General features: G+C 68.0%; 18 protein-coding genes. 9 read left to right on the top strand and 9 right to left on the bottom strand.

Annotated elements, in window-relative coordinates; all coding sequences use genetic code 11:
- Positions 1-14: 14 nt before the first annotated feature.
- The gene (locus LZC94_33750) at positions 15-854 is read right to left on the bottom strand and encodes a response regulator (protein WXB12803.1); all 840 of its coding nucleotides are present in this window, start codon (positions 852-854) and stop codon (positions 15-17) included.
- A 142-nt stretch (positions 855-996) separates the two neighbouring features.
- On the opposite strand from LZC94_33750, the gene LZC94_33745 reads away from it, so the two are divergent.
- Both LZC94_33745 and LZC94_33740 read left to right on the top strand, forming a co-directional pair.
- Complete coding sequence (locus LZC94_33745; protein ID WXB12802.1) at positions 997-2,007, top strand: RluA family pseudouridine synthase; 1,011 nt, start codon at positions 997-999, stop codon at positions 2,005-2,007.
- A 123-nt stretch (positions 2,008-2,130) separates the two neighbouring features.
- The gene (locus LZC94_33740) at positions 2,131-2,562 is read left to right on the top strand and encodes a hypothetical protein (GenBank protein WXB12801.1); all 432 of its coding nucleotides are present in this window, start codon (positions 2,131-2,133) and stop codon (positions 2,560-2,562) included.
- Here LZC94_33740 and LZC94_33735 read toward each other — a convergent pair.
- From LZC94_33735 to LZC94_33725, 3 genes are read right to left on the bottom strand one after another with little or no spacing between them, the layout of a single operon-like run.
- Positions 2,552-3,016 carry a VOC family protein gene (locus LZC94_33735; protein WXB12800.1) on the bottom strand — a complete coding sequence of 155 codons (465 nt, stop codon included), beginning with the start codon at positions 3,014-3,016 and terminating at the stop codon, positions 2,552-2,554. The two genes, LZC94_33740 and LZC94_33735, sit on opposite strands and share 11 nt — an antisense overlap.
- Before the next feature lie 2 nt (positions 3,017-3,018).
- The gene (locus tag LZC94_33730; protein ID WXB12799.1) at positions 3,019-4,119 is read right to left on the bottom strand and encodes a hypothetical protein; all 1,101 of its coding nucleotides are present in this window, start codon (positions 4,117-4,119) and stop codon (positions 3,019-3,021) included.
- Positions 4,116-5,804, bottom strand: coding sequence for a thiamine pyrophosphate-binding protein (locus LZC94_33725; GenBank protein WXB12798.1), 1,689 nt, complete (start codon positions 5,802-5,804; stop codon positions 4,116-4,118). Before LZC94_33725 ends, LZC94_33730 begins: the two co-directional genes overlap by 4 nt.
- Positions 5,805-6,355: 551 nt before the next feature.
- Between LZC94_33725 and hrcA the strand changes: the two genes are divergently transcribed.
- From hrcA to LZC94_33705, 4 genes are all read left to right on the top strand, one after another.
- Positions 6,356-7,399 (top strand): heat-inducible transcriptional repressor HrcA, encoded by a 1,044-nt coding sequence (hrcA, locus tag LZC94_33720; GenBank protein ID WXB12797.1) that lies wholly within the window; start codon positions 6,356-6,358, stop codon positions 7,397-7,399.
- A 61-nt stretch (positions 7,400-7,460) separates the two neighbouring features.
- Positions 7,461-8,813, top strand: coding sequence for a cyclic nucleotide-binding domain-containing protein (locus LZC94_33715; GenBank protein WXB12796.1), 1,353 nt, complete (start codon positions 7,461-7,463; stop codon positions 8,811-8,813).
- 45 nt (positions 8,814-8,858) lie between these two features.
- Positions 8,859-10,097, top strand: a complete 1,239-nt coding sequence (locus LZC94_33710) for a cation diffusion facilitator family transporter (protein ID WXB12795.1) — start codon at positions 8,859-8,861, stop codon at positions 10,095-10,097.
- Positions 10,098-10,249: 152 nt separating this feature from the next.
- Positions 10,250-10,624 (top strand): hypothetical protein, encoded by a 375-nt coding sequence (locus tag LZC94_33705; protein ID WXB12794.1) that lies wholly within the window; start codon positions 10,250-10,252, stop codon positions 10,622-10,624.
- Between the two features lie 156 nt (positions 10,625-10,780).
- On the opposite strand, the gene LZC94_33700 is transcribed toward LZC94_33705, so the two are convergent.
- Both LZC94_33700 and LZC94_33695 read right to left on the bottom strand, forming a co-directional pair.
- On the bottom strand, positions 10,781-12,514 hold the full coding sequence (locus tag LZC94_33700; GenBank protein ID WXB12793.1) for an FAD-binding protein: 1,734 nt from the start codon (positions 12,512-12,514) through the stop codon (positions 10,781-10,783).
- A 191-nt stretch (positions 12,515-12,705) separates the two neighbouring features.
- Positions 12,706-13,482, bottom strand: coding sequence for a hypothetical protein (locus LZC94_33695; protein ID WXB12792.1), 777 nt, complete (start codon positions 13,480-13,482; stop codon positions 12,706-12,708).
- Between the two features lie 380 nt (positions 13,483-13,862).
- On the opposite strand from LZC94_33695, the gene LZC94_33690 reads away from it, so the two are divergent.
- The 3 genes from LZC94_33690 (at position 13,863) to lpxA (ending at position 16,131) form a co-directional block, all read left to right on the top strand.
- Positions 13,863-14,420 (top strand): OmpH family outer membrane protein, encoded by a 558-nt coding sequence (locus LZC94_33690; GenBank protein ID WXB12791.1) that lies wholly within the window; start codon positions 13,863-13,865, stop codon positions 14,418-14,420.
- Positions 14,421-14,521: 101 nt separating this feature from the next.
- Positions 14,522-15,385: a hypothetical protein gene (locus LZC94_33685; protein ID WXB12790.1), complete on the top strand. Its 864-nt coding sequence runs from the start codon at positions 14,522-14,524 to the stop codon at positions 15,383-15,385.
- Positions 15,382-16,131 (top strand): acyl-ACP--UDP-N-acetylglucosamine O-acyltransferase, encoded by a 750-nt coding sequence (gene lpxA / locus LZC94_33680; GenBank protein WXB12789.1) that lies wholly within the window; start codon positions 15,382-15,384, stop codon positions 16,129-16,131. The genes LZC94_33685 and lpxA overlap by 4 nt, the downstream gene beginning before the upstream one ends.
- An 88-nt stretch (positions 16,132-16,219) precedes the next feature.
- On the opposite strand, the gene LZC94_33675 is transcribed toward lpxA, so the two are convergent.
- Genes LZC94_33675 through LZC94_33665 form a run of 3 tightly spaced genes read right to left on the bottom strand, consistent with a single transcriptional unit; the run spans position 16,220 to position 20,231 of the window.
- Positions 16,220-16,924, bottom strand: a complete 705-nt coding sequence (locus LZC94_33675; protein WXB12788.1) for an endonuclease III — start codon at positions 16,922-16,924, stop codon at positions 16,220-16,222.
- Positions 16,921-17,292, bottom strand: a complete 372-nt coding sequence (locus LZC94_33670; protein ID WXB12787.1) for a hypothetical protein — start codon at positions 17,290-17,292, stop codon at positions 16,921-16,923. Before LZC94_33670 ends, LZC94_33675 begins: the two co-directional genes overlap by 4 nt.
- Positions 17,289-20,231, bottom strand: coding sequence for a tetratricopeptide repeat protein (locus tag LZC94_33665; protein ID WXB12786.1), 2,943 nt, complete (start codon positions 20,229-20,231; stop codon positions 17,289-17,291). The genes LZC94_33670 and LZC94_33665 overlap by 4 nt, the downstream gene beginning before the upstream one ends.
- Positions 20,232-20,248: the final 17 nt, after the last annotated feature.

Raw genomic sequence — 20,248 nt, 5'->3', positions numbered from 1 at the left:
CCTCGCGCGAACGATTAATCCCGCGTCAGGCGCGCGATCTCTTCCTTGATCAAGGTCTCCGCCAGCTGCGGAACCACCTCCCACACGACCTTCTCGACCACGTCGCGCGAGAGCGCCAGCACGGCGTCGGCCTGCTGCGGGCTCAGTCCGAGCTCGTCCAGCTTGCCCGCCAAATGACCGTTCACCGCCGTGGAGACGGTGACCCCGGTGCTTCCGCTCGCGGGCGACGCCGCGGGCGTGGGTTGTGAGGTGGGGAGTTGCGAGGTGGGGAGCTGCGAGGCCGGAAACGGCTTGGCCGACGCACTCGGTGCGGGCGGCGCGGCCGGCGGCTCTTGCCCGAAGACGAGGGTCGGCGACCGGGGCGAAGGACGCTGCTGCGCCGCGGGGGCGGCCGGTGCGGCTGCCGCGGCTCGCGGCTGCGACGGTGCGGGGGGAGCTGCGACCGGGGCCGCCGGGGCGATGGCCGGCGCAGCCGCCGGGATGCCCGCCGCTTCTTTTGCGGCCAAGGCCTTCTTCACCTTGTCGATGAACTGCTGCGTATCGAAGGGCTTATCGATGAAATCGTCCGCCCCTGCGTCCTTGCCACGCCCCGCGTCGTACGGGTTGTGGCGGCTCGCGAGCAGCACGATGGCGGCGCCGGGGAGGCGCTGGCGCAGGTCTTTTGCGAGCGCGTAGCCATCTTCGTTCGAGAGCACGGTGTCGACGACGACGGCGTGCGGTTGCTCGCCCAACGCGGCCAGTGCGGCGTTGCGACCGTCGGCGGTGATCACACGGTAATCTTCCCCGCTGAAGGTGATTTCGAGAACCTTACGCATCGTGACGCTGTCATCGACAGCGAGCAGGGTCTTGGGCACGTGCTCCTCCAGAGCCATAAAGAATCGGTCTTCGAGCGGGTACGATACCCCAGTTGCGTCGGACCCAACCGAAAAATGTGGGAGCACCCCAGCCACCCCGCGTACGGCCGTACGGCATAGTGTGAGAAGTTCGGCGGCCAGAATGTCATCCCATCGCGAACCCCCGCACGCACCGCTCCGCGTGACCGACGATCTCTCCGGCAAATCACTCGACGCCGTGGTCCGAGCGCTCTTCGCTCTGACCTGGGGCAAGGCGCGGTCGTGCATCGAGACCGGCAAAGTTCAGCTCGATGGTCAGACCGTCACCAACGCCACCCAACGCGTGCGCGCGGGGAGCGAGGTTGCGCTTCGGATGCGCGCCCCCCGCCCGCGACCGGGCGATCTCGCCGAGAGCCGCGTCGTCTATGTCGATACCCACGTCATCGTGGTCGACAAGCCGGCGGGCATCAGCACCATCCCCTACGGCGACGAAGAGGATCCCGATACGCTCGACGCCAAAGTGCGCGCCATCCTGGCCAAGGGCAAGCACGCGGCGGGCCGCGATCAAGGGGCGCGCCCCGCGCTGGGCATCGTGCACCGCCTCGACAAGGAGACCTCGGGCCTCATCGTGTTCACCCGCACCTGGCTGGCGAAAAAGAGCCTCACCGAGCAATTTCGAGCGCACTCCATCGGCCGGCGCTACTTGGCCATCGTTCACGGCGATATGTTCCCGGGCTCGCGCTCTTCTCCTACCCCCCGCACCCTTCGTTCGCACCTGGTGAGCGATCGCGGTGACGGTCTTCGCGGCTCCACCCAGCGCCCCGGCCAGCGCGAACGCGGTGCAACCGCTCCTCAGCTCGCCATCACCCACGTCGAACCCGTCGAGCGCTTGCGCGGCGCCACCTTGGTCGCGTGCCGCCTCGAGACCGGGCGCACCCACCAAATCCGCATCCACCTGAGCGAGGCGGGGCATCCTCTGGTGGGGGAGCGTGTCTACATTCGTAACTATGCGCGGGACATTGTCCCGGCGCCGCGCCTCATGCTCCACGCGGCCGAGCTGGGGTTCGTGCACCCGGCCACGCAGAAGCCCCTCTCCTTTACGCTCCCGCTTCCCCCGGATATGGCGGAAATTCTCGAGGGGCTTCGCGCGCCGGACGGTTCTTCGACGCGTTGAAATGCCGGGTGCCGTGGGCCGAAGCCCCGAACGGCGCGCTTGCCACGGAATCGATGTCCAGTGAAGCTTGGGGCTCGACGAGGGGTACCGACCGTTACGCTCCAAGGCTTCGAGGAAGGATCGATGTCGTTTAAGTCCGCCTTGATCGGGCGCGTGCATGCGCTGCATTGGTTGGCTGCACCCGATGCCCGCGACGTGGCCACGCTGGATCGCGAGATACCCGCCGCACGTCACCAGGCGGGCGCCTTGCTCATCAATCTTACGGTGGTCCCCGATCGCGTCGGCATCCCCGATGGTCCCACGCGAAAGCAAATCTTCAAACAGCGGCACCTCTGGATGGACAACGTCGAGGCGGTGAACGTGGTGATCCTCGCCACCGGCTTTCAAGCCACCCTCGTTCGCAGCGTCATCACGGAGCTGACCTTGGCCATGCGAAGCCGGTTCGTGGCCGTCTTCAGCACGGTGGACGTGGCCATCCAGCGCATCGCCACCAAGGTGGGCGAGAACCCGCGCGGGCTCCGTCATCGGCTCGACCAAGCCGGCATCACCGGGTGATCCGCGCCCCCGCCTGCTCGATCAACGCGGCCGTCGATGCGGCATCCAGATCCGTCGCGCGAACCTCCGCCCGACGCTCCACCAGCTGAATCATCACCCCACCGGTGCGCGCCGGATCGAGGAACACTTCGCGCAGCCCCTTGGCCGTCTCCACCGGGGCCCCCAACGTCGAAATCGAGAGCGCCGCCAGCGCGCCCATGGCCGCGTCGAGATCGGCGACCCGCACCGCCAGATGGTGCAGACCCGGGCCGTGGCGCGCCAGGTGATCGCGCACCGGTCCCGGCCCCGCCGGCGCATTGACGTGAAGCTCGACCTCGCCGATGCGGAGCGTGCGAATCGACATTCCAGGCAGCACGACCTCGGGGCCGGCGGCGATCCCCAGCACCGCCTCGAGGGCGCGCGCCGTGGTCTCCGCGTCCTCGACGATGGCCGTCACGTGATCGAGCGCGATCATGGCTACCACACCATGGCCGCGGCGCCGTAGGTGTACCCCGCGCCAGGGCCGAAGAGCAGGACGCGGCTTCCGCGCTCGATGCGCCGTGCGCGCAGGGCTTCGTAGATGGAGCTTGTGAGGGTCGCCGAGTTGATCACGGCGTACTCCTCGAACGTGTCGAACACGATCCCGTCGCGCAGGCCCAAGGCGTCGGCCATGAACGCGCCGAACCAGGCGTTGGGGTGGTGCGAAATGAAGACGTCGATGTCGTCGATCTTCATGTTGGCCCGCGCCAGCGCTTCGCCGCACACGGTCACCGTATAGCCCTCCAATTCGCCCATGACCTGCGCCTGCAGCGCCTCGTCCCAGCCGACCATGAGCCGCTCGCGCGACGGTTGCCAATAGCGCCGTACGCCCTCGTTCTGGGGAACCGCCCAGTGCAGCCGGATGGCCGCGTGCAGGCGCCCGTCCGTGCGCCATGCGCAGTCGATGCGCGAGCCCGGCGAGGGACCCACCACGAACGCGGCCGCCATGTCCGCGTCTTGAAAGGTGCACGACGAGCCGGGATCTTGCACGCGCGAGTACGCCGCCGAGTGAACGCACAAAACGTGCTCCGCCTGCCCCGATGCGACCAGCGCACACGCGACTTGAAGCTGCGCGATGGGGCTGTTGCAGATGCTGTCCACGCCCCACGAGGGCAGGTTCGAGAGGCCGAGCTTGTGCGCCACCAGCGCCGCGTTCTGCGGCTGGATCTCGTCGGGCAAGAACGACTGAACGAGCAGCGCATCGATGCGATCGCGGGTCAGCCCCGCGCCTTCGATGGCGCGCCGCCCGGCCTCCGCCTCCGCGTCGGAGGAGAGCATGCCCGGCGGAAAATAACGGCGCCTGCGGGTGCCGCGAAAAGGGTCCTCGAAGGCGCGCTCCAAGGCGCGGATGGTGCGCGACCACTTGGGGTGCGAAAATTCCATGCCCGCGATGCGGATGGTTCCATCGGGCGAGCGCCGGCCGCGAAAGGGATCGGCGGCGCGCGCCGTTTGGAGCGACGCGGGGAACGCGTCGTTGGTCACCACGTCCCCGCTGAAGATGGCGACCCCCAAAACGCCCATGCCGCTCAAGGTCTTCACGGCCGCGCCCCCGCCATGGCGATCAACGTTTGAATGCGCCCATCGCCCGAGATGCGCGTGTCGCGCGCCTGGCGGATGTCGAGCACCAGCGGCACCCGATCCGCCATGGCGCCCTCCAAGAGCCCCCGCGTGATCTCCCCCGGCCGCTCGATGCGCACCCCGCGCGCCCCCGTGGCCTCCGCCCACTTGACGAAGTCGATGGGCGGCGTCTCCCAAGGCCGACTGGCGCACGCGGCGATGTCCGTCCGCGTATACGTCATCCGATGCCCGTGGTGCACCATGTTGTAGCGCGCGTCGTTGAAGACGGCGTAGACGATGGGCAGGCGGTGCTTGATCGCGAGCAGGATCTCCATGCCGGCCATGTGCATGCCCCCATCGCCGCAGATGCACGCGACCGGCCGCGAACGATCGGCCAGCGCCAGCCCCACCGCCGAGGCGATGCCCGAGGCCATCGACCCCAGCCCCAGGTGAATGACGAACCGCTCGGGGCTCCGCGCCGTGAGGTAGTGCAGCGCAAAGAGCATGTGCTCGCCGATATCGGTCACGATGGTCGCCTGGGGCGGCAAGGCGCGCTCCAGATCGGCGATCACCCGGTGCGGCGCGATGGGCAGCGAATCGTCCGCGTCGAAGTCGGGCACGTCGAACGGCGATCGGAGCCGGGCGCGGGCCGCGAGCTCCGCGCCCCGCTGGGCCGTGGCCTCGAAGGCGGGGATGCGCGCGAGCTCCTCCGCCACCGCGCCCACGTCGTGCACGAGGGCCAGCGCGGTGGGGAAGTTGCGGCCGATGGCGCGAGGGTCGGTGTCCACGTGGATGACGCGGCCACCGGGGCCGACGGGCGGTGTGCCCGCGGTGCTCACGTCGTCGAGATCCGTGCCGAGGACCAGGGCCACGTCGGGCTTTGTGTCCGAATAACGCCGCGCCCAGAGCGACGAGCTCATGCCGCCGTTGCGCAAACTGAGCGGGTGGTCCTCGGGGACGATCCCCTTGGCCTGCGGGGTCGTCATGAACGGCGCGCCGATGGCATCGACCAAACGGCGGACCGGGTCCGCTGCGGGCCTGCACGCGGCGCCCACCACCACGAGCGGCCGCTCCGCCCGCGCGAGCATCTGCGCGGCGTGCGCCAAGCGCGCCGGATCGATGGCGCCTTCGGCCACGCGAAGAGGTAGGGTGCGCGGTCGTTCGGCGCGGGCTGCGCCATCGAGGCAATCGATGGGCGCCACGATCAAGACCGGGCCCGGGTTTCGGGGGTTGCGCGCGGCGCGAACGGCCGCCCTCACCTGCGCGAGCGCCGAGGTTGGCCCGAGCCGCACGGTGGTGCGCGTGAGGCCGCGCAGCATCTCTTCGATGTCGACCCCCTCGGGCCCCAGCGATTGAAGCAGGCGCCGGCCCGTGCGCTCCCAGGCCGTGTCGCCCGCCATCACGAGCATGGGTACGCGCTCGAAGTGCGCCGCAGCCACCCCCGTGACCACGTTGGTGGCGCCCGGACCGGAGGTGACCAGGACCGCGGCCGCGCGCCCGCTTGCACGAAAGGCGCCCATGGCCTCGAACGCCGCATGCGTCTCGTGGCGCGGTTCGATGAGCGTGGCCTTGGGGTTCTTCACGATGGCATCGAAGACGGCGATGATCGATCCGCCAGGGATGCCGAAGAACGTATCGACACCCAGCCCGCAAAGAAGATCGACCACGGCGCCCGCCACCGTGGGCGCCGTTTTGGCGGCGATTGCATTCGCAGAATAATGAATATTCGTATGGCTGTGTGGCATAAGCATTTGCCTCGGGCGTTCGACCGCTTTTCGCAAATGGTGCGGCGAATCCGGCGAGCTTCGTCACTCGGTGGGATTCGACGAAATGCAATCGAAGAGACGCCCACCCGGGCGCCGAGCGCATTCGATTTGCGAATTTGGCCTTCAATTGAATTTACGGACAATCCGACACACGATTAAGGATTCGCGATTCGAATCCTCACCATCGGCGTCCGGAGGATGGTCCATCGGGTGGAGGAGATGTCGAGGCCCACGGTCGAGCCGGCGGTCCGCGGATGGGCACGAGGCCACTTCCAATGCGGCGTGCCGGAGGTGCTTGGATAGTCGCCTGGTTGCCCGTCGATTGCGAGACCGGCGCGCTAATCGTAAAAAGCTACCACTATACCGGTTGGTCCTGTTTCTCATCCAGTCAAGGTGGATTCTTCATGGATCGTGTCGTTTCTGGCGCCCGAGTGCTAAGCTGAGACATCCCGATGTCCGAGCTCAGTGCGCGTGCGAAGCAGATCCTGTATGCGGCCATCACCGAATTCGTCGCCACCGGAGAGCCCGTAGGCTCGCGCACCCTCTCCAAGAAGTGCGGCATCGAGCTCTCCCCGGCCAGCATCCGGAACGTCCTGTCGGATCTGGAGGAGGCCGGGTACCTTCAGCAGCCGCATACGAGCGCAGGCCGCGTGCCCACCGATCGCGCCTTTCGCCTCTTCATCGATGCGCTCATGGAGGTGCGGGCGCTGTCCCAGGAAGAGCACGCGCGCATCCGTGCCCGCTTCGAGGAAATGTCGCCGAACCAGAACATGATGCGGGAGACCGGGCGTTTCCTCTCGGAGCTCACCGGCGCCGTGGCCGTGGTGGTCAGCCCGCGCATCGAGTCGCTCACCTTGAAGCAGCTGCGCTTCATCCGCACCAGCCCGAACGAGCTCCTGGCGGTGCTGGTGATGTCCAACGGCGCGGTGCAAAATCGATTCGTCGTGGCCCAGGTCAGCGAGATGGAGCTAACCCGCATCCACAACTTGCTCGACGACGTGACCGATGGTCGAACCCTCGGCGATCTGCGCGACTTCTTTGCCCGCAAGCTGGCGACCGAGCGCATTCAGCACGATCAACTGCGCAAGCGCGCCTTCTCGCTGGGCGAGGCCGCCGTCACCGAGGCCAGCGCCACCGAGGCCGACGTGGTCATCGAAGGCCAGTCGAAGCTCTTCGACCGTCCCGAGTTCTCGGACGCCGAGGGTCTCAAGCAGCTGGTCGCCGCCTTCGACGATCGCGAGCGCCTTCTGCGCCTGCTCGACGCCACCATGGCCGCCAAAGGCCCCACCGTGATGGTGGGCCGCGAAGCCGGCGAGCTCGGCGGTGGTCAGCTGGCTATCGTACGCGCTCCCTTTCTCGATCATGGGCGCACGGTTGGCACGATTGGCATCATCGGACCCACCCGCATGGATTACCCCAAGGTCGTCCCGCTCGTGGAAGCCACGGCCACGGCCATGACCGAGTACATCGACCGCGCCAACAATCCACAAAAGTAGCGCCTTCTGGCCGGTGATTTGCACCGCAGCTGTGCCAACTCAGTATACTCTTGGTGGCGAGATGCGAACGGCACCCCCGGATCTTCCCGGTAGCCAAACCACGGATTCCCCCATTGATCGCGCCCTGGCCCTGATGCTCGCCGACGAGGGCGAGGCCGCCTTGCGTTGGGCCGCGGCCGTCGTCGAGCACGATGTCACGCCGAGCGCGCTCATCTTGACCTGCCGCCTCCTGGCCGACGCAGGCCGCACGGAGGCCGCGATCGAGGGCCTGGAGCTCGCCGTCAAGCAGGCGACCGACGCCGGCAATCTTCCGCTCGCCGTGGCCGCGGTCGCCGACTTGAGGCAGCTCGGGCGCCCGGTCGATGGCTACTTCGACGAAATCGCCGCATCGTTCTGTGCGGGCTCGTCGCGCCTGTCGGACATCTCGTCGCCGCCACCCCCGTTGCCGAACTTCGAGACCTTCCAGCCGATGAGCTCCTTTCTCGCGGGCCCGGCGCTCCTCTCGAAGGCCACCAACATCGTGCACGGCGCACGCGAGCGCTACCAAAAGGCCCCCGAGCTTCCGCAGATCGCATCGCTCCCTCTTTTCAGCGCGCTCGAAATGGAAGGGCTGCGCGCGCTCATCGCGGCCTTCGAGATGATCACGGTGCCCTCGGGGCAAGCGGTCATCGTCGAGGGTGAGGAGGGCGCCGAAGCGTACATCGTCGCGCGCGGTGAGCTGGAGGTCCGTCGCAAGCCAGGCTCCATCGACGACGGTGGCGATGTCACCTTGGCCCGCTTGGTCAACGGCTCGCTGTTCGGCGAAATGGCGCTCCTCTCGCGCGCGCCGCGTGCGGCCAGCGTGGTGGCGTGCCGGCCCTCGATCTTGCTCGTGGCCCGCCGCGATGCACTCGAAAAAGTGGCCCAGGCGCGCCCCGAGGTGGGCATCGAGCTCGCCGCTCATTGCCGGCGGCGCATGGTCGCCAACCTGGTGCGCACATCGCGTGTGCTCATCGACGTGCACCCCGACGCGCGCCCCGCGCTGGTGGAGCGCTTCGAGACGAACGTGTTCGAGAAGGGCACGAAGCTGATCACGGTGGGCGAGGAGGCCGCGGGGCTGCACCTGATTGCGTCGGGTGAGGTCGCGGTGATCGGCTACGAGTCGGACGAGCCGCTGGTCATCTCCACCTTGGGGGCCGGTGAGGTCGTGGGCGAGGTGGCCCTGGTGCTTCGGCGCAAGGCGGTGGCCGACGTGGTGGCGGTGCACCCGACGGTGACGTTGCATTTGCCGCGCGAGGATTTCATTTCGCTGATCAAGGCTCACCCCGCCATCCTCAAAACGCTTTATCTTTCCGCGATTCAGCGCGACGAAGAGACGTCGGCCGTCATCACCAACGCGACGACCAGCGTGACAGACGATTACGTTCTTGTATAACGCGGTCTAACCGGACCGATGCCGCATCACTCATCTTCCCACCCTGTGTCCCTTTCTCATCATCACCACGGGCCGGAGGAGAGCGGGCCAGCATCGGGCGAGGCGTCCGCGCACGTGCCGGCCGAGCGGGCCGATGCCGCGGCGGATTCGTCGCACGCGGCGGAGTCGTCGACGGGGACCCGGTCGCGGTCGACCTTTACGAAGGCGGAGGCGCGTCAGGCGCGTCGGCTTGGCCTGGTCCTTGGCCTCATCGGGGTCTTCTTCATCTTCGAGCTGGCGGGCGCCATCGCGGCGCGGAGCCAAGTGCTCAAGGCGGACGCGCTGCATCTGCTCATGGACGTTCTGGCGCTCTCCATGAGCCTCGTGGCGATGAAGCTCGCCGTGCGCCGTCCGACCCCGCGCTTTACCTTCGGCCTTCGCCGCGCGGAGCCGGTGGCCGCCATTTTCAATGCGCTGCTCGTCCTGGCAGCCACCGTGGAAATCGTCCAAGACGCCATCGAGCAGCTACGCGGCCAAGGCGAGCCGCCCGCGGCGACCATCATGCTGCTGGTGTCGGTGGGGGCCCTCGCCGTCAATGGGCTCAGCGCCTGGTTGCTCCACGATGTGATCGGGCACCATGGGCACGGCCACGGGCACCATCACCACGGGCACGGCCACGGGCACCATCACCACGAGCATGGCCATGGGCATGCGCAGGATCACCACGCGCACGAGCATCCCGATCATGCGCACGAGCACCACGCGCACGAGCACGGCGACCACGCACATGGACACACGGCGCACGCGCAACCCGCGCAAGAAAAGCGCAAGGGCGGGGGAGGTCATGGGCTGAATCTGCGTGGGGCGCGGCTGCACCTGTTGGGGGACGCTCTGGGATCGCTGGCGGCGTTGATCGCGGCGGTGGCGATTCGGGCGGGTGGGCCGCCGGCCATCGATGCTCTGGCGAGCTTCCTCGTTGCGCTCATTCTCGTCCTGGGTGCGCTGGGCCTCCTGCGCGATGCGACCTTGGTCTTGCTCGAGTCGGCGCCGGTTCATCTTCCGGTGGCGGCGGTTCGGGCCATCGTCCGCAACTTCCCGGGGGTGCGCGAGGTGCACGACATGCACGTCTGGACGCTCGGCGCCGGTCACGACGCCATCATCGTTCATGTGCGCTCGGACGATGGCGATCCCGAGCTGGCCACCCGATTGAGCAAGAAGCTGCGGGAGGAGTTTTCGTGCGAGTATGTGACCGTCCAGGTCGAAAAGACCGACGCGGCCTGCGGCGCCTCCGCGGCAAGAGAATGAACGCCCGAGGTTGACGATTCAACATCGAAGAGTCAGGTTGAGTCGAGCGCACCAATCATCGAGGAGTTCGGGGGATGCCAGGGCATCGCGATCGTCGGATTGCGAACGAAGAACGCAGCGAGCGGGGAAGCGAAACGATTCTCACGGTCGATGTGACGCGCTGGCCGATCGTGGTGATCACGTACGGCGGCAAGCCGAGCCTGCGGGAGCTCGCAGACCACCTTCACGAGGTGGAGAGCCGCGTTCTCTTCCGCAGGCAGCCCTTCCTCCAAATCGTGGATCAGACGCGCGGCGAGATCCCCGACGCCCTCAAGCGCGCCTTGATCGCCGACCATCAGTCGAAGATGGAGCACCTCTACAAGCGCTTCTGCGTGGGCGAGGCCTACGTGTGCTCGCCCCAGATGCACAGCGCCATGATCGCGGTGTTCTGGCAGGCCAAGCCGCTCTATCCCTACATCTTCGTGGACACGCTCGCCGAGGCGATGACCTGGGCGCGCGCCCACTGGGCCGAGCGCAACAAGGCCTGACCTCCGTCAAACGAGCAGCCCCAGATGCACAGCGCCATGATCGCGGTGTTCTGGCAGGCCAAGCCGCTCTATCCCTACATCTTCGTGGACACGCTCGCCGAGGCGATGATCTGGGCGCGCGCCCACTGGGCCGAGCGCAACAAGGCCTGACCTCCGTCAAACGAGCAGCCGATCCAGGAAGGTGTTGGTGAAGACTCGGTGGGGATCGTACGCGTCGAGGGTGGCGATGGCCGCGTCCCAGTTTTCATCGGCCGGCTGTCCCGCGCGGTATGCGTTGGGGATGGTCGTGCCGAGGATGGTGGGATCGGACCAGGCGGACTTGCCGTCGTAGCCCCAGCCCTTGGACCACTCGGGCCTCACGGCCGCGTACGAGCCCGTGTAGTTCGATAAAATCCACGCCTCGGTCTCCCGATAGAACGGCTGCGCGTGCGCGGTGCCGGAGAGCGTGAGGATGTCGAGCCACACCGCCACGTCCCACTCCGGGTGATCGCGGCGCGGGCGCACCGCCGAGAGCCTCGGGGCGACGGCGCCGGGCACCAGCGCGTCGGCGGGGTCGTCCAAGCCGGTCACCCGGATCTCGAGCGGACCGTTCATCGGGTAGCGGCACTTCTCCTGGTACGTGCGCAGCGCCTTCTTGTAGTACGCGTAGAAGTCGCTCACCACGCGTTGGATGTTGCGGCGGTTGGTGAGGATCGCATACCCGTTGGCGGTCACCCGCAAGGTGGTGGGCCGCACGTAGAGCATCACGTCCTTCGACCAGCCCCAGATGTCCAAGCTGGCGGTGGCGATGAGCCCCGCGGCCACCAGCCCCATCTGCGCGTTCTCGAACACGGGGGTGAGCTCGCTGGCCCCGCGCGTGACCTTCGAAATCAGATCGGACACCGGCTGCGGGAGCGAGTCGGAGAAGGGATAGTTGAAGGGGTGGCACACCTCGCGCGAGCTCCAGGGCCTCGCGGGCGCGACCGACCAAACCTTGAGCCATGGCGCGGGCGTGAACGGGAACCAGATGGCCTCGACCCTGCCCGAGCCCTCGACCAAGTTCGCGAACGCGTGCGGTCCGGCCTTGGAGGGCGGCGCGAACATATCGTCGGCCAGGATGGCGTAGCTGCTCTGGCAGCGCAGTCGCTTGTTCTCGCCCACGCGGAGCACCGCCTCCGTGATGAACGCGCGCCCCAAGTGCACCAGGAACGCGCCGATCTCCGGATCGGAGCGGTGGAACGTCTTGAGCTCGTAGCGGTTCGCGCCCTCGTTCCACACCACCGCCGTGAGCGCGATCACCAAGTTGCTGATGGACCCGAACGTATGGCCCGGCGTCAGCCGTTCGCCGCGCGCCGGTATGGCGGTGCCATGGCCATCGATGGCCAGCACGCCGCCCAACGTGAGATCGCCCGGCGCAGGGCACGCGGTGACGCCGTAGCCCGCGTCCTCCAAGATCTGCAGGAGCGACTCCATGCTCACGCCGGCTTGCGCGGTGACGGAAGCCGGCGCCCCTTTGTGCACGGTGACGGCCGTGAGGTGCTGCGTGGTGTCCACCAGAAGCACGTTGGCGCGTGTGCCCGGGGGCACCACCAGCGGTGACCAGTTGTGGCCATGCCCGCGCGGGCGCAGCTGCCAGCCGTTTTCATGCGCCCAGTTCGCGAGCGCCACCACGTCGTCCGGCGACGATGGCGCGGCCGTCCAGAGTCCGTCGAGCGCGATCTCCCCGGACCAGTTTCGAAATGCCTGTTGGTAAATGGAGATGCCCTGCAGCGCATTCGGTGGCGCCGCGATCGTCGAAGCCGCGCTGGCGACGGCGATTCGAAACGCAGGTGTCCAGTGGAGCGCGCCCAGCGCCGCGGCGCTTGCGGCCCCCCGGAGGAGCAATCGCCTCGAAACGTTCCGTTGTGTCATGAGCCCTCGCTCGGCGGTCGAATGCATCGCCGCCGCGGTGGATGGTGCCGTGTCTCATGACAGATGGCGCCATGCGATCGAATCTGTGATCGATCGCAATGGCTCGCGTACGAATCGCGACGTAACCGTACCGTTACCTGGAGCGCCCGGGCTCGAGCGAGAGCTGGATCAGCCGATCCTGGATCGCGCCGTTACCGGCACACGTTGTCGATGCAGAGCTGCGGCGCCTTGCACTGATCGCCGCGCGTGCACTGCGGGTGCGCTTCGTTCTGCGTGCGGCAAACGCCGTCGGAGGCGCACCAGCCGATGCGCGCGTCGATGCGCTTGCAGTACGCGTCCGAATCGCAGCGGTACTTGCAATAGCCATCGAGGCACGTCTGGTTGGCGTTGCACGCCGAGGTGTCGGTCGGCGAGCAATTCGGCTTGGGCCGCGTATCGGGGACGCAGGCGCCGTCGGGGTTGCAGTACTTGCCCTCGGGGCAGTCCTTGTCCTCGGTGCACGCGGGCACGCACTGGCCGTTCACGCACTTGGGGGCGGCGTTGCTGCACTCGCTGTCGACGCGGCACTGGGGCTGTCCCGGATCCGGCTGGCAGACGCCGGTGACGCATTTGTTTCCGGGGGAGCACGGCTTGGTTTCGCTGCACGTCGGCACGCACTGGCCGTTCACGCAGGACTTGTCGGCCGGGCACTCGCTGCTGTAGCGACACTGCGGTCCGGGCTTGGTGCCGCTGTCCGACTTGCCCGCATCGACCCGCGACGAGCCGCCGTCCAAGGGGCTCGGGCCGCTGCCGCCGTCTTTGGTCGGCGCCGGGGTGCAGCCGTAGCCGCTGCACTGGTAACAGCCCGTGGAATCACAGTAGTAGCGGTCCTCGTCGGAGCAGCCGGCCCAAAGCACGGAGCCGATCAACGCCACGAACGACGAGACACCCGACAACCGACCCAGTGCATGCCAACCACGACGATCCATTTTCGACGGTGCCTCCCGAGCTCTCGTAGGCGAGGGGGGGCCCGTGCGATGGCGCGGGACCTCCGGCGGGCCAAAGTTACGACTGTGCCCCGGCGCAGAGTCGGGCACACCCCCATAGTATCCACGGCCCGTGCCATCTCGCCAAGGGTTCCCCCCGGTTGAATTTCTCGAGAAATGATACGACTTTTTCCCGCCCACAGTGACCATTGTACGACGATCTTGCCGGTCCCAGTGTAGCCCGCCGTTTACGCCTCACCCCGTACGCGGGTACACGCCCCCGGTCGCCAAGGCGAGGGGTCGGCGGCGGAGCTCAGGAGATTGCACATCGGCTGACGATGCCGCCTTGACCTCTTGCTTGCCATTGGGTACGCGAGTTTCCCATGAAATTGTATCCTCGAATCTTCGCGGCATTGCTCGCGGCCAGTTTGTTCCTTCTGGGCTTCGGCGCTCGCGCGGAGATGAAGGTCGCCGTGATCGACGTCGAGCGCGCGGTCATGCAGACCGAGGATGGCCTTCGCGCACAGGCCTCCTTGAAAAAGATCTTCGATGCAAAGCAGCAAGAGCTGAACAAGAAGCAGGCGGACCTGCAGAAGCAGCGCGAGGAGCTCGAGAAGCAGCAGAAGGTGCTCTCCAAGGAGGCCTTCCAGAAGCGCGTCGAGGACTGGCAGAAGGCGATGGTGGAGCTGCAGTCGGTCTTCGTCGAGTACAACAAGGACCTCGAGAAGAAGCAGAAGGAGCTTACCGAGCCCATCGCCGAGAAGCTGATGGCCATCGTCAAGCGCATCGCCGCCGCCGAGGGCTTCGACATCGTGGTGCACAAGCAGGCCGCCGCGTACATGCGCTCGGATCTCGATCTGACCGATCGCGTCATCCAGCAATACAACGGCGGTGGCGGTGGCGCTGCCAAGCCGGCCGCCCCGGCTGCTCCGAAGAAGTAGCTCGGCTACGGCGCGCGCTCCGAGCGCTCGGGCTTCTTGGTCCTTCTTCTGGGCCCGTCTGAGCTTCTCCGAGCTTCGCTGAGCACCCGCCGAGTTCTCCCGTGCTCCTCGCCCTTCCAGAGATCCCGTTGTCCGTGCTGGCCGCTCGCTGGGGTGGCCAGGTGCCGATCGACGCAGCGATCACCTCGATCGCACCCCCCGAGGGTGCAAGCGCCGGCGCCCTCGCGCCGGTTTTGCGTTCTTCGCGCTTGGGCGAAGCGCTGGCCGCTCGCCAGCGCGGCGCGGCGCTCTTGATCGATGCGTCCCTCGCATCGCGGCTGCCGGCGCCGAGCGCGGGCGAAGCCTGTTGGGTGCACGCGCACGCCACCTGGGCGATGGCCCAAGTCCTAGGTATGTGTGTTCTGCAACTTCCTCCGCCGGTCATCGGGGAGGGCTCGTCCATCGGCCCCCACGCCGTGTTGCATCCCGGCGTGGTCCTTGGAAAAAACGTGAAGGTGGGGGCGCACGCCGTCCTCGGCCACCCCGGCTTTGGCTGGGCGACGGGCCCGGATGCGCAGCTCGTGGCCGTGCCCCAGCTCGGGGGCGTGGTCATCGAAGACGACGTTTCCATCGGGCCCTTGTCCACGGTGGACGCGGGCACCCTGTCGCCCACCGTGGTTCGCCGCGGCACCAAGATCGATGCGCACGTGCACGTGGGCCACAACTGCGTGATCGGCGAGGGGTGCATCGTGGCGGCGCAAGCGGGGTTCGCGGGATCGGTCACCTTGGGGCGCGGCGTTCTCGTCGGCGGGCAGGCCGGGATCGCCGATCATGTGAAGGTGGGCGACGGCGCGCGCATCGCGGCAAAGAGCGGTGTGATCGGGGATGTGGCTGCGGGCGAGGTCGTGGCAGGCTATCCTGCGGTGGCGCGCATGCGATGGCTGCGGGGGCTCGCTTGGCTGTATCGCAATCGAGAAGGCGAATGAGCACCAACGTTCACCCCACGGCAATCGTTCACCCCGAGGCTACCCTCGAGGACGAGGTCGAGCTCGGGCCTTACGCCGTGGTGGGCAAGGGGGTGCACCTCGGTCCGAGGACGCGGCTCGCATCGCACGCCATCGTGGAGGGCCCCACCCGCCTGGGCGAAGGCAACGTGATCTTTCCCTTCGCCGTTCTGGGCTGCGTCGCGCAGGACAAGCGCCATGCGGGCGCGCCCGGATCGCTCGAGGTGGGCGACGCCAACGTCTTTCGCGAGCACGTCACCGTGCACCGTGGAACCGGGGGCCGCGCCACCGTGATCGGGCACCACAATTTGCTCATGGCCGGCGCGCACGCCGCGCACGATACGGTGCTGGGCTCGCACATCACCTTGGCCAACGGGGTGCAGCTCGCCGGCCACGCCAAGGTCGGCGACTATGCGACCTTCGGTGGATTGAGCGGCGTCGCGCAGTTCGTCAAGGTGGGCGAGAGCGCCTTCGTCGCCGCCGGCGCCATGTGCGAGCGCGACGTGCCCCCCTTCGTGGTGGTGCAAGGCGATCGCGCCCGCGTGCGCGCGCTGAACCGCATCGGCCTGGAGCGCCGCGGCCTCGACGACGCCACCATCGCCGCCCTGTCGAAGGCCTACGCGGCCATCTTCGGCGGCGACCGTCCGCGCGCGCAGGCCATCGCCGAGCTCTCGCCCGGCTTGCGCGCGAACCCCTTCGTCGCGCGCCTCATCGCGGCGCTCGCGTAACGTCGGTCGCGCGCGGCGCTCGCGCAACGTCGGTCGTGCGCCGCGGCGCTCGCGTAACGTCGGTCGTGCGCCGCGCTCGCGCAACGCGCTAACGGCTTCGCCCCACGCCGATGCGGCGGCAGACGCCCGCGACCGGGCAGCTCGAACAATGCGGCGACAGCGGCGTGCAGTGAAGGCGCCCGAAGCTCACCAAGGTGTCGTTGATGGGGATCCACCAGCGCCGCGGCAGGCGCTCGCGCAAGACGCGCTCCGTCTCGTCGGGGGTCTTCGTGCGCACGAACCCGAGTCGGTTCGAGATGCGGTGCACGTGGATGTCGACGCAGATCCCCGGCTTGCGGTGCCCCATGGTCAGCACCAAGTTGGCCGTCTTGCGGCCCACGCCGCGCAGCGCCAAGAGCCCCTCCAACGTATCGGGAACCTCACCCCCGTGCTCGTCCAGGAGCGTGCGCGCCAGATCGCGCAAGGTGCGCGCCTTGGTGCGGTAAAAGCCGGCGGGGTAGATCAGCTCCGCGATGCGCTCGGGCGAGGTCTCCCCCATGGTCTTCGCGTCGGGGGCCTCGGCGAGCAGCCGCGGGGTGACCATGTCCGTGACCTCGTCGCGCGTCCGCAGCGAGATGATCGTGGACACCAGGACCGCGAACGGATCGCCATCGAGCGACACCCGCGTGACCGCCAGATGGTCGCGGCCATCGACGAAGCGCGCGATGGTGTCGAGCGCCGCCGACATCTGGCGCGCCGTGAGGCTCGACGAAGGCGACGCCGAACGCGTCCCCGCGCCGCCGGCCGCGCTCATTTCGGCGGATCGTTGCTCACGGTGGCCGCGGCGTCGTGCCGCTGCTCGCGGCGATCGAGCACCTCGTAGTGGGCGGAGCGGGCGTCGAAGCTCGACAGCACCGCGCGCGCCGCCGCCGGCACGTGCGCCACGTCGTAGTCCTCGCCCATGAACTTCTTCACGGAGGAGAGCGCGTCGAACCACATCAACGTCATGAACTCGACGTCGGTCCCCTGGTCGGTGTGGCGCTCGCGCCGCACCAGATCGATCGAGAGGAAGCCCGGAATGCGGCGCGCCTCGATGCCCGGGATCACCTCGCCGCGCACGATGCGCTCGTACGCGTCGGCGTTCTCCTTCGTCGTCCAACCTCTCCACAAGCGGCAAATCAAGGTAGTTTCCCGTCTCCAATGATTTCGTCGAAGGCGCGGTCGAACTCGTCGTCCTCGGCGCCGACCGCAACGGCGCGCGAGGACGTTCTCGGTGGCTCGTACTTGGAGAGCCTGCGAACGCGCTCCAGCGCGTCGCGGTAGTTGGGGTTGTGGCGCGCCACGCGCTGGTAGGCGCCGAGCGCCTCTTTGAAGAGGTTCTTCTGCTCGTAGGCGGTGCCGAGCTCGTAGGAGAGCATCGTCTCTTGCTCGGTCGTGCGCGTGGGCACCTGGAGCCCGCGCAGGAACGCCTCGATGGCCGCCACCAGCGCGCCGCGCTCCATGTGGATCTGGCCGATGAGCGACTCGCACACGCACGCGCGCGCGCCGCCTTGCGCGGCCGCCAGCTGGAACTCGCGCAGGGCGTCGTCCACCTTGCCGATCTCCTTGTAGGCAATGCCGAGATCGTAATGAATGTCCGCCTCGTCCACGCTGACGTGCTTGCCCACGCCCTCCTTGAACTTGGCGAACACCTCCTCGACGTCGACCTGTCCGAACGAGCTCAGGTCGATGGGCCCGGTGACCTCCTCGAGGTTCTCCAGCGCGTCGAGCGACGCCGCCACGTCGAAGCTGCGCTCGTCCACGCTGGCCGGCACCACGCGCGTGCCCGACGCCTGCGCCGAGCCGCCGCGCTCTTGGTGCTCGAGCTCTTGGATGCGCTCCTGGAGCAGCGGATGGTTCGGCGTGCGCGAGAGCTGCTCGCGGAGCACCGCGCGCGCATCGCCGTAGAGGCCGCGCGAGGCGAAGAAGTCGGCCTCTTCGAGCGCGTCCTCCAGCTCGATCACCGGCCGCGAGGAGATCGACTGCCGCGAGGTGAGCTCGAGCTCGGCCTCGCCCTCGGGCGGCGAATCCGCGTACGTGTCGCGCGACGTCGGGTCGAGCGGTGCGGTGTTCCTCTGCCCGTCGTAGCCCAGGGCCTCCAGCGGAAACTCCGGGAGCGGCAGCTCCGAGGAGCCGAACGGATCGTCGATGGCGAGCTCGCCCAGCTTCGCGCGCCGCCCGAGGGTCGGATCGCCTTGCACCGCGGTGGGCGTGGGGATCTGCGCGCGCCGATCGAAGGGCAGGCTGCCGCGCGGCAAGGTCTCCTCGGTGAACATCGAGGCCTCGATGTCGCCGGTGCCCAGCTCGTCGAGCTCGTAGGTGGGCAGCGGCGCGTCGGGATCGTACAGATCCCCCAGATCGTCGAACGACGCGCGCCGCGCGTGCTGCTCCTCGGGGACGGCCCGCTCCGACGAGGCCCTCTCGGACGATGGCGGCGGCGACGATGAATCGGGCGAGCGGCGCGTGTCCGGGAACGCGGAGAGCGGCGCCTCGTAGCCGAGCTCGCGCAGCATGTCGAACGCCCGCTCGTTGCCGGGGTCGAAGGCCAGAATTTCGCTCAGCGAGCGCGCGGCGCCCTCGCCGTCGAGCCGATCGAGCTGCAAGGACGCGAGGGCGAACGCCTCGTCGACGGCGTCGTCGATGCGCCCCGCCTCGATGAGGACGTCGCGCAGCGCCTGGCGCAGCTCGATGGAGTTGGCGTCGAGCTCCAGCCCGATGCGCAGCGACTCGATGGCCGACGTGTACATGCGCCGGCGCCGCAGCGAGGCGGCCTCCTCGAGCAGCTCGCCGATGGCCTCTTCGTTGGCGGGGACGAGGAGATCGTCGGCCTCCTCGACGCTCATCTCGGGGTAGTCGTCGTCCTCCTCGGCGTACGGCGACGCGTTGATCCGCTCCGTGTGCGACGTGCGCCCGGTGACCGAGAGCCGGCTGGGCACGTCGAACGAGTGCGGCACGTCGTCGTGCGAGGCCTCGGCCTCGAGGACGTGCTCGTCCTCCAGCAGCTCTTCGTCGATCTCCACCGACTCGATGATCGGCCCCGACACGCGCGGCAAATGCGCGGCGCGCCCTGGCAGCTCGTGCGGCGCCGCCGCCGCGGGACCCGGCTCGCGCGCCGCCGGTCGGTCGCTCGCCGCGGGAGGACCGCCGCCGATGGCGGGCAAGCTCGCCGCGAACTGGCGCACTTGCTCGTCGTCCGGTGCGGCGCGGGAGAGCTCTTCGACCAGACGGCGAAAGAGGTCCGGCTTGTTTTGCTCGCGCGCGATGCGCGCCATCTCCTTGCGGACCTCGATGCCCTTGTCCGCCTGGCCGATCACCACGAAGGCGCGGGCGAGCAAGGCGAGGGTGTCGAGATCCTTGGGGTTCGCCTGGAAGCAAATCTGCAGCTTGGCCAGCGCCTGCAGGCCGTCGTTGGGGGTCTCGCGCTGGAGATAGAGCTCGGCCGCGACCTTGGCCTGCTGCGGATCTTGTTTGTGGTGCAGCAGCCGCTCGAGCACCTTCAGGGCATCGGCCGGTCGCCCGCGCTTGATGAGGAGCGATGCCGCGGTGCCAAACACGGCGGCCGCCGCCTCGGGATCGCGCGCCCGGGACAGCGCTTCGGCCAGCCGCAGGTGCGGGATCGGGTTGTTTGGGTCGAGCTCGATGGTCTTCTTGAAGACCTCGATCGCCTCCGTGTCCCGCTGCTGCTTTTGCAGCCGGGTGGCCACCTCGTCCAAGGTGGCCAGCGCGTCGCTGGTGAGCCCCAGGTTCTGATAGAGCTCCGCGAGCTTCGGCCCGATGTGCGCGTACCGATCCTCGAGATGCGGGACGTGCTTGTGCAGGATCTCCCCGATCTGCTTGTAGACCCAGACCGCCTTGACGAAAAATTCCAGGCTGACGTAATGCCGGCCGACCCGCTCGTACGTCGCAATGGAGTCCGCGTAGGCGCCCATTTTGACTTGCAGGTCGCCCATCTTCAGGAGGGTCCGCGCGTCGCTCGGATCCACCTGGATGATCTTTTGGTACTCGAGGATCGCCCGATCGTACTTCTTCTTCTCGGCGTACTTCTGAGCGGTCTGGAGCACCGATTCGCGGTCAATCGGCACGGATGAACGCACTCCTC

It is taken from the genome of Sorangiineae bacterium MSr11954, assembly GCA_037157815.1.
GTDB classification, from domain to species: Bacteria; Myxococcota_A; Polyangia; order Polyangiales; family Polyangiaceae; genus Pendulispora; species Pendulispora albinea.
This window is presented reverse-complemented; position numbering and strand designations above follow the sequence as displayed.

Coding starts and splice junctions, on each gene's coding strand:
- LZC94_33745 (WXB12802.1), top strand. CDS start 997: ATGTCATCCCATCGCGAACCCCCGCACGCACCGCTCCGCGTGACCGAC.
- LZC94_33740 (WXB12801.1), top strand. CDS start 2,131: ATGTCGTTTAAGTCCGCCTTGATCGGGCGCGTGCATGCGCTGCATTGG.
- LZC94_33735 (WXB12800.1), bottom strand. CDS start 3,016: ATGATCGCGCTCGATCACGTGACGGCCATCGTCGAGGACGCGGAGACC.
- hrcA (WXB12797.1), top strand. CDS start 6,356: ATGTCCGAGCTCAGTGCGCGTGCGAAGCAGATCCTGTATGCGGCCATC.
- LZC94_33715 (WXB12796.1), top strand. CDS start 7,461: ATGCGAACGGCACCCCCGGATCTTCCCGGTAGCCAAACCACGGATTCC.
- LZC94_33700 (WXB12793.1), bottom strand. CDS start 12,514: ATGACACAACGGAACGTTTCGAGGCGATTGCTCCTCCGGGGGGCCGCA.
- LZC94_33695 (WXB12792.1), bottom strand. CDS start 13,482: ATGGATCGTCGTGGTTGGCATGCACTGGGTCGGTTGTCGGGTGTCTCG.
- LZC94_33690 (WXB12791.1), top strand. CDS start 13,863: ATGAAATTGTATCCTCGAATCTTCGCGGCATTGCTCGCGGCCAGTTTG.
- lpxA (WXB12789.1), top strand. CDS start 15,382: ATGAGCACCAACGTTCACCCCACGGCAATCGTTCACCCCGAGGCTACC.
- LZC94_33675 (WXB12788.1), bottom strand. CDS start 16,924: ATGAGCGCGGCCGGCGGCGCGGGGACGCGTTCGGCGTCGCCTTCGTCG.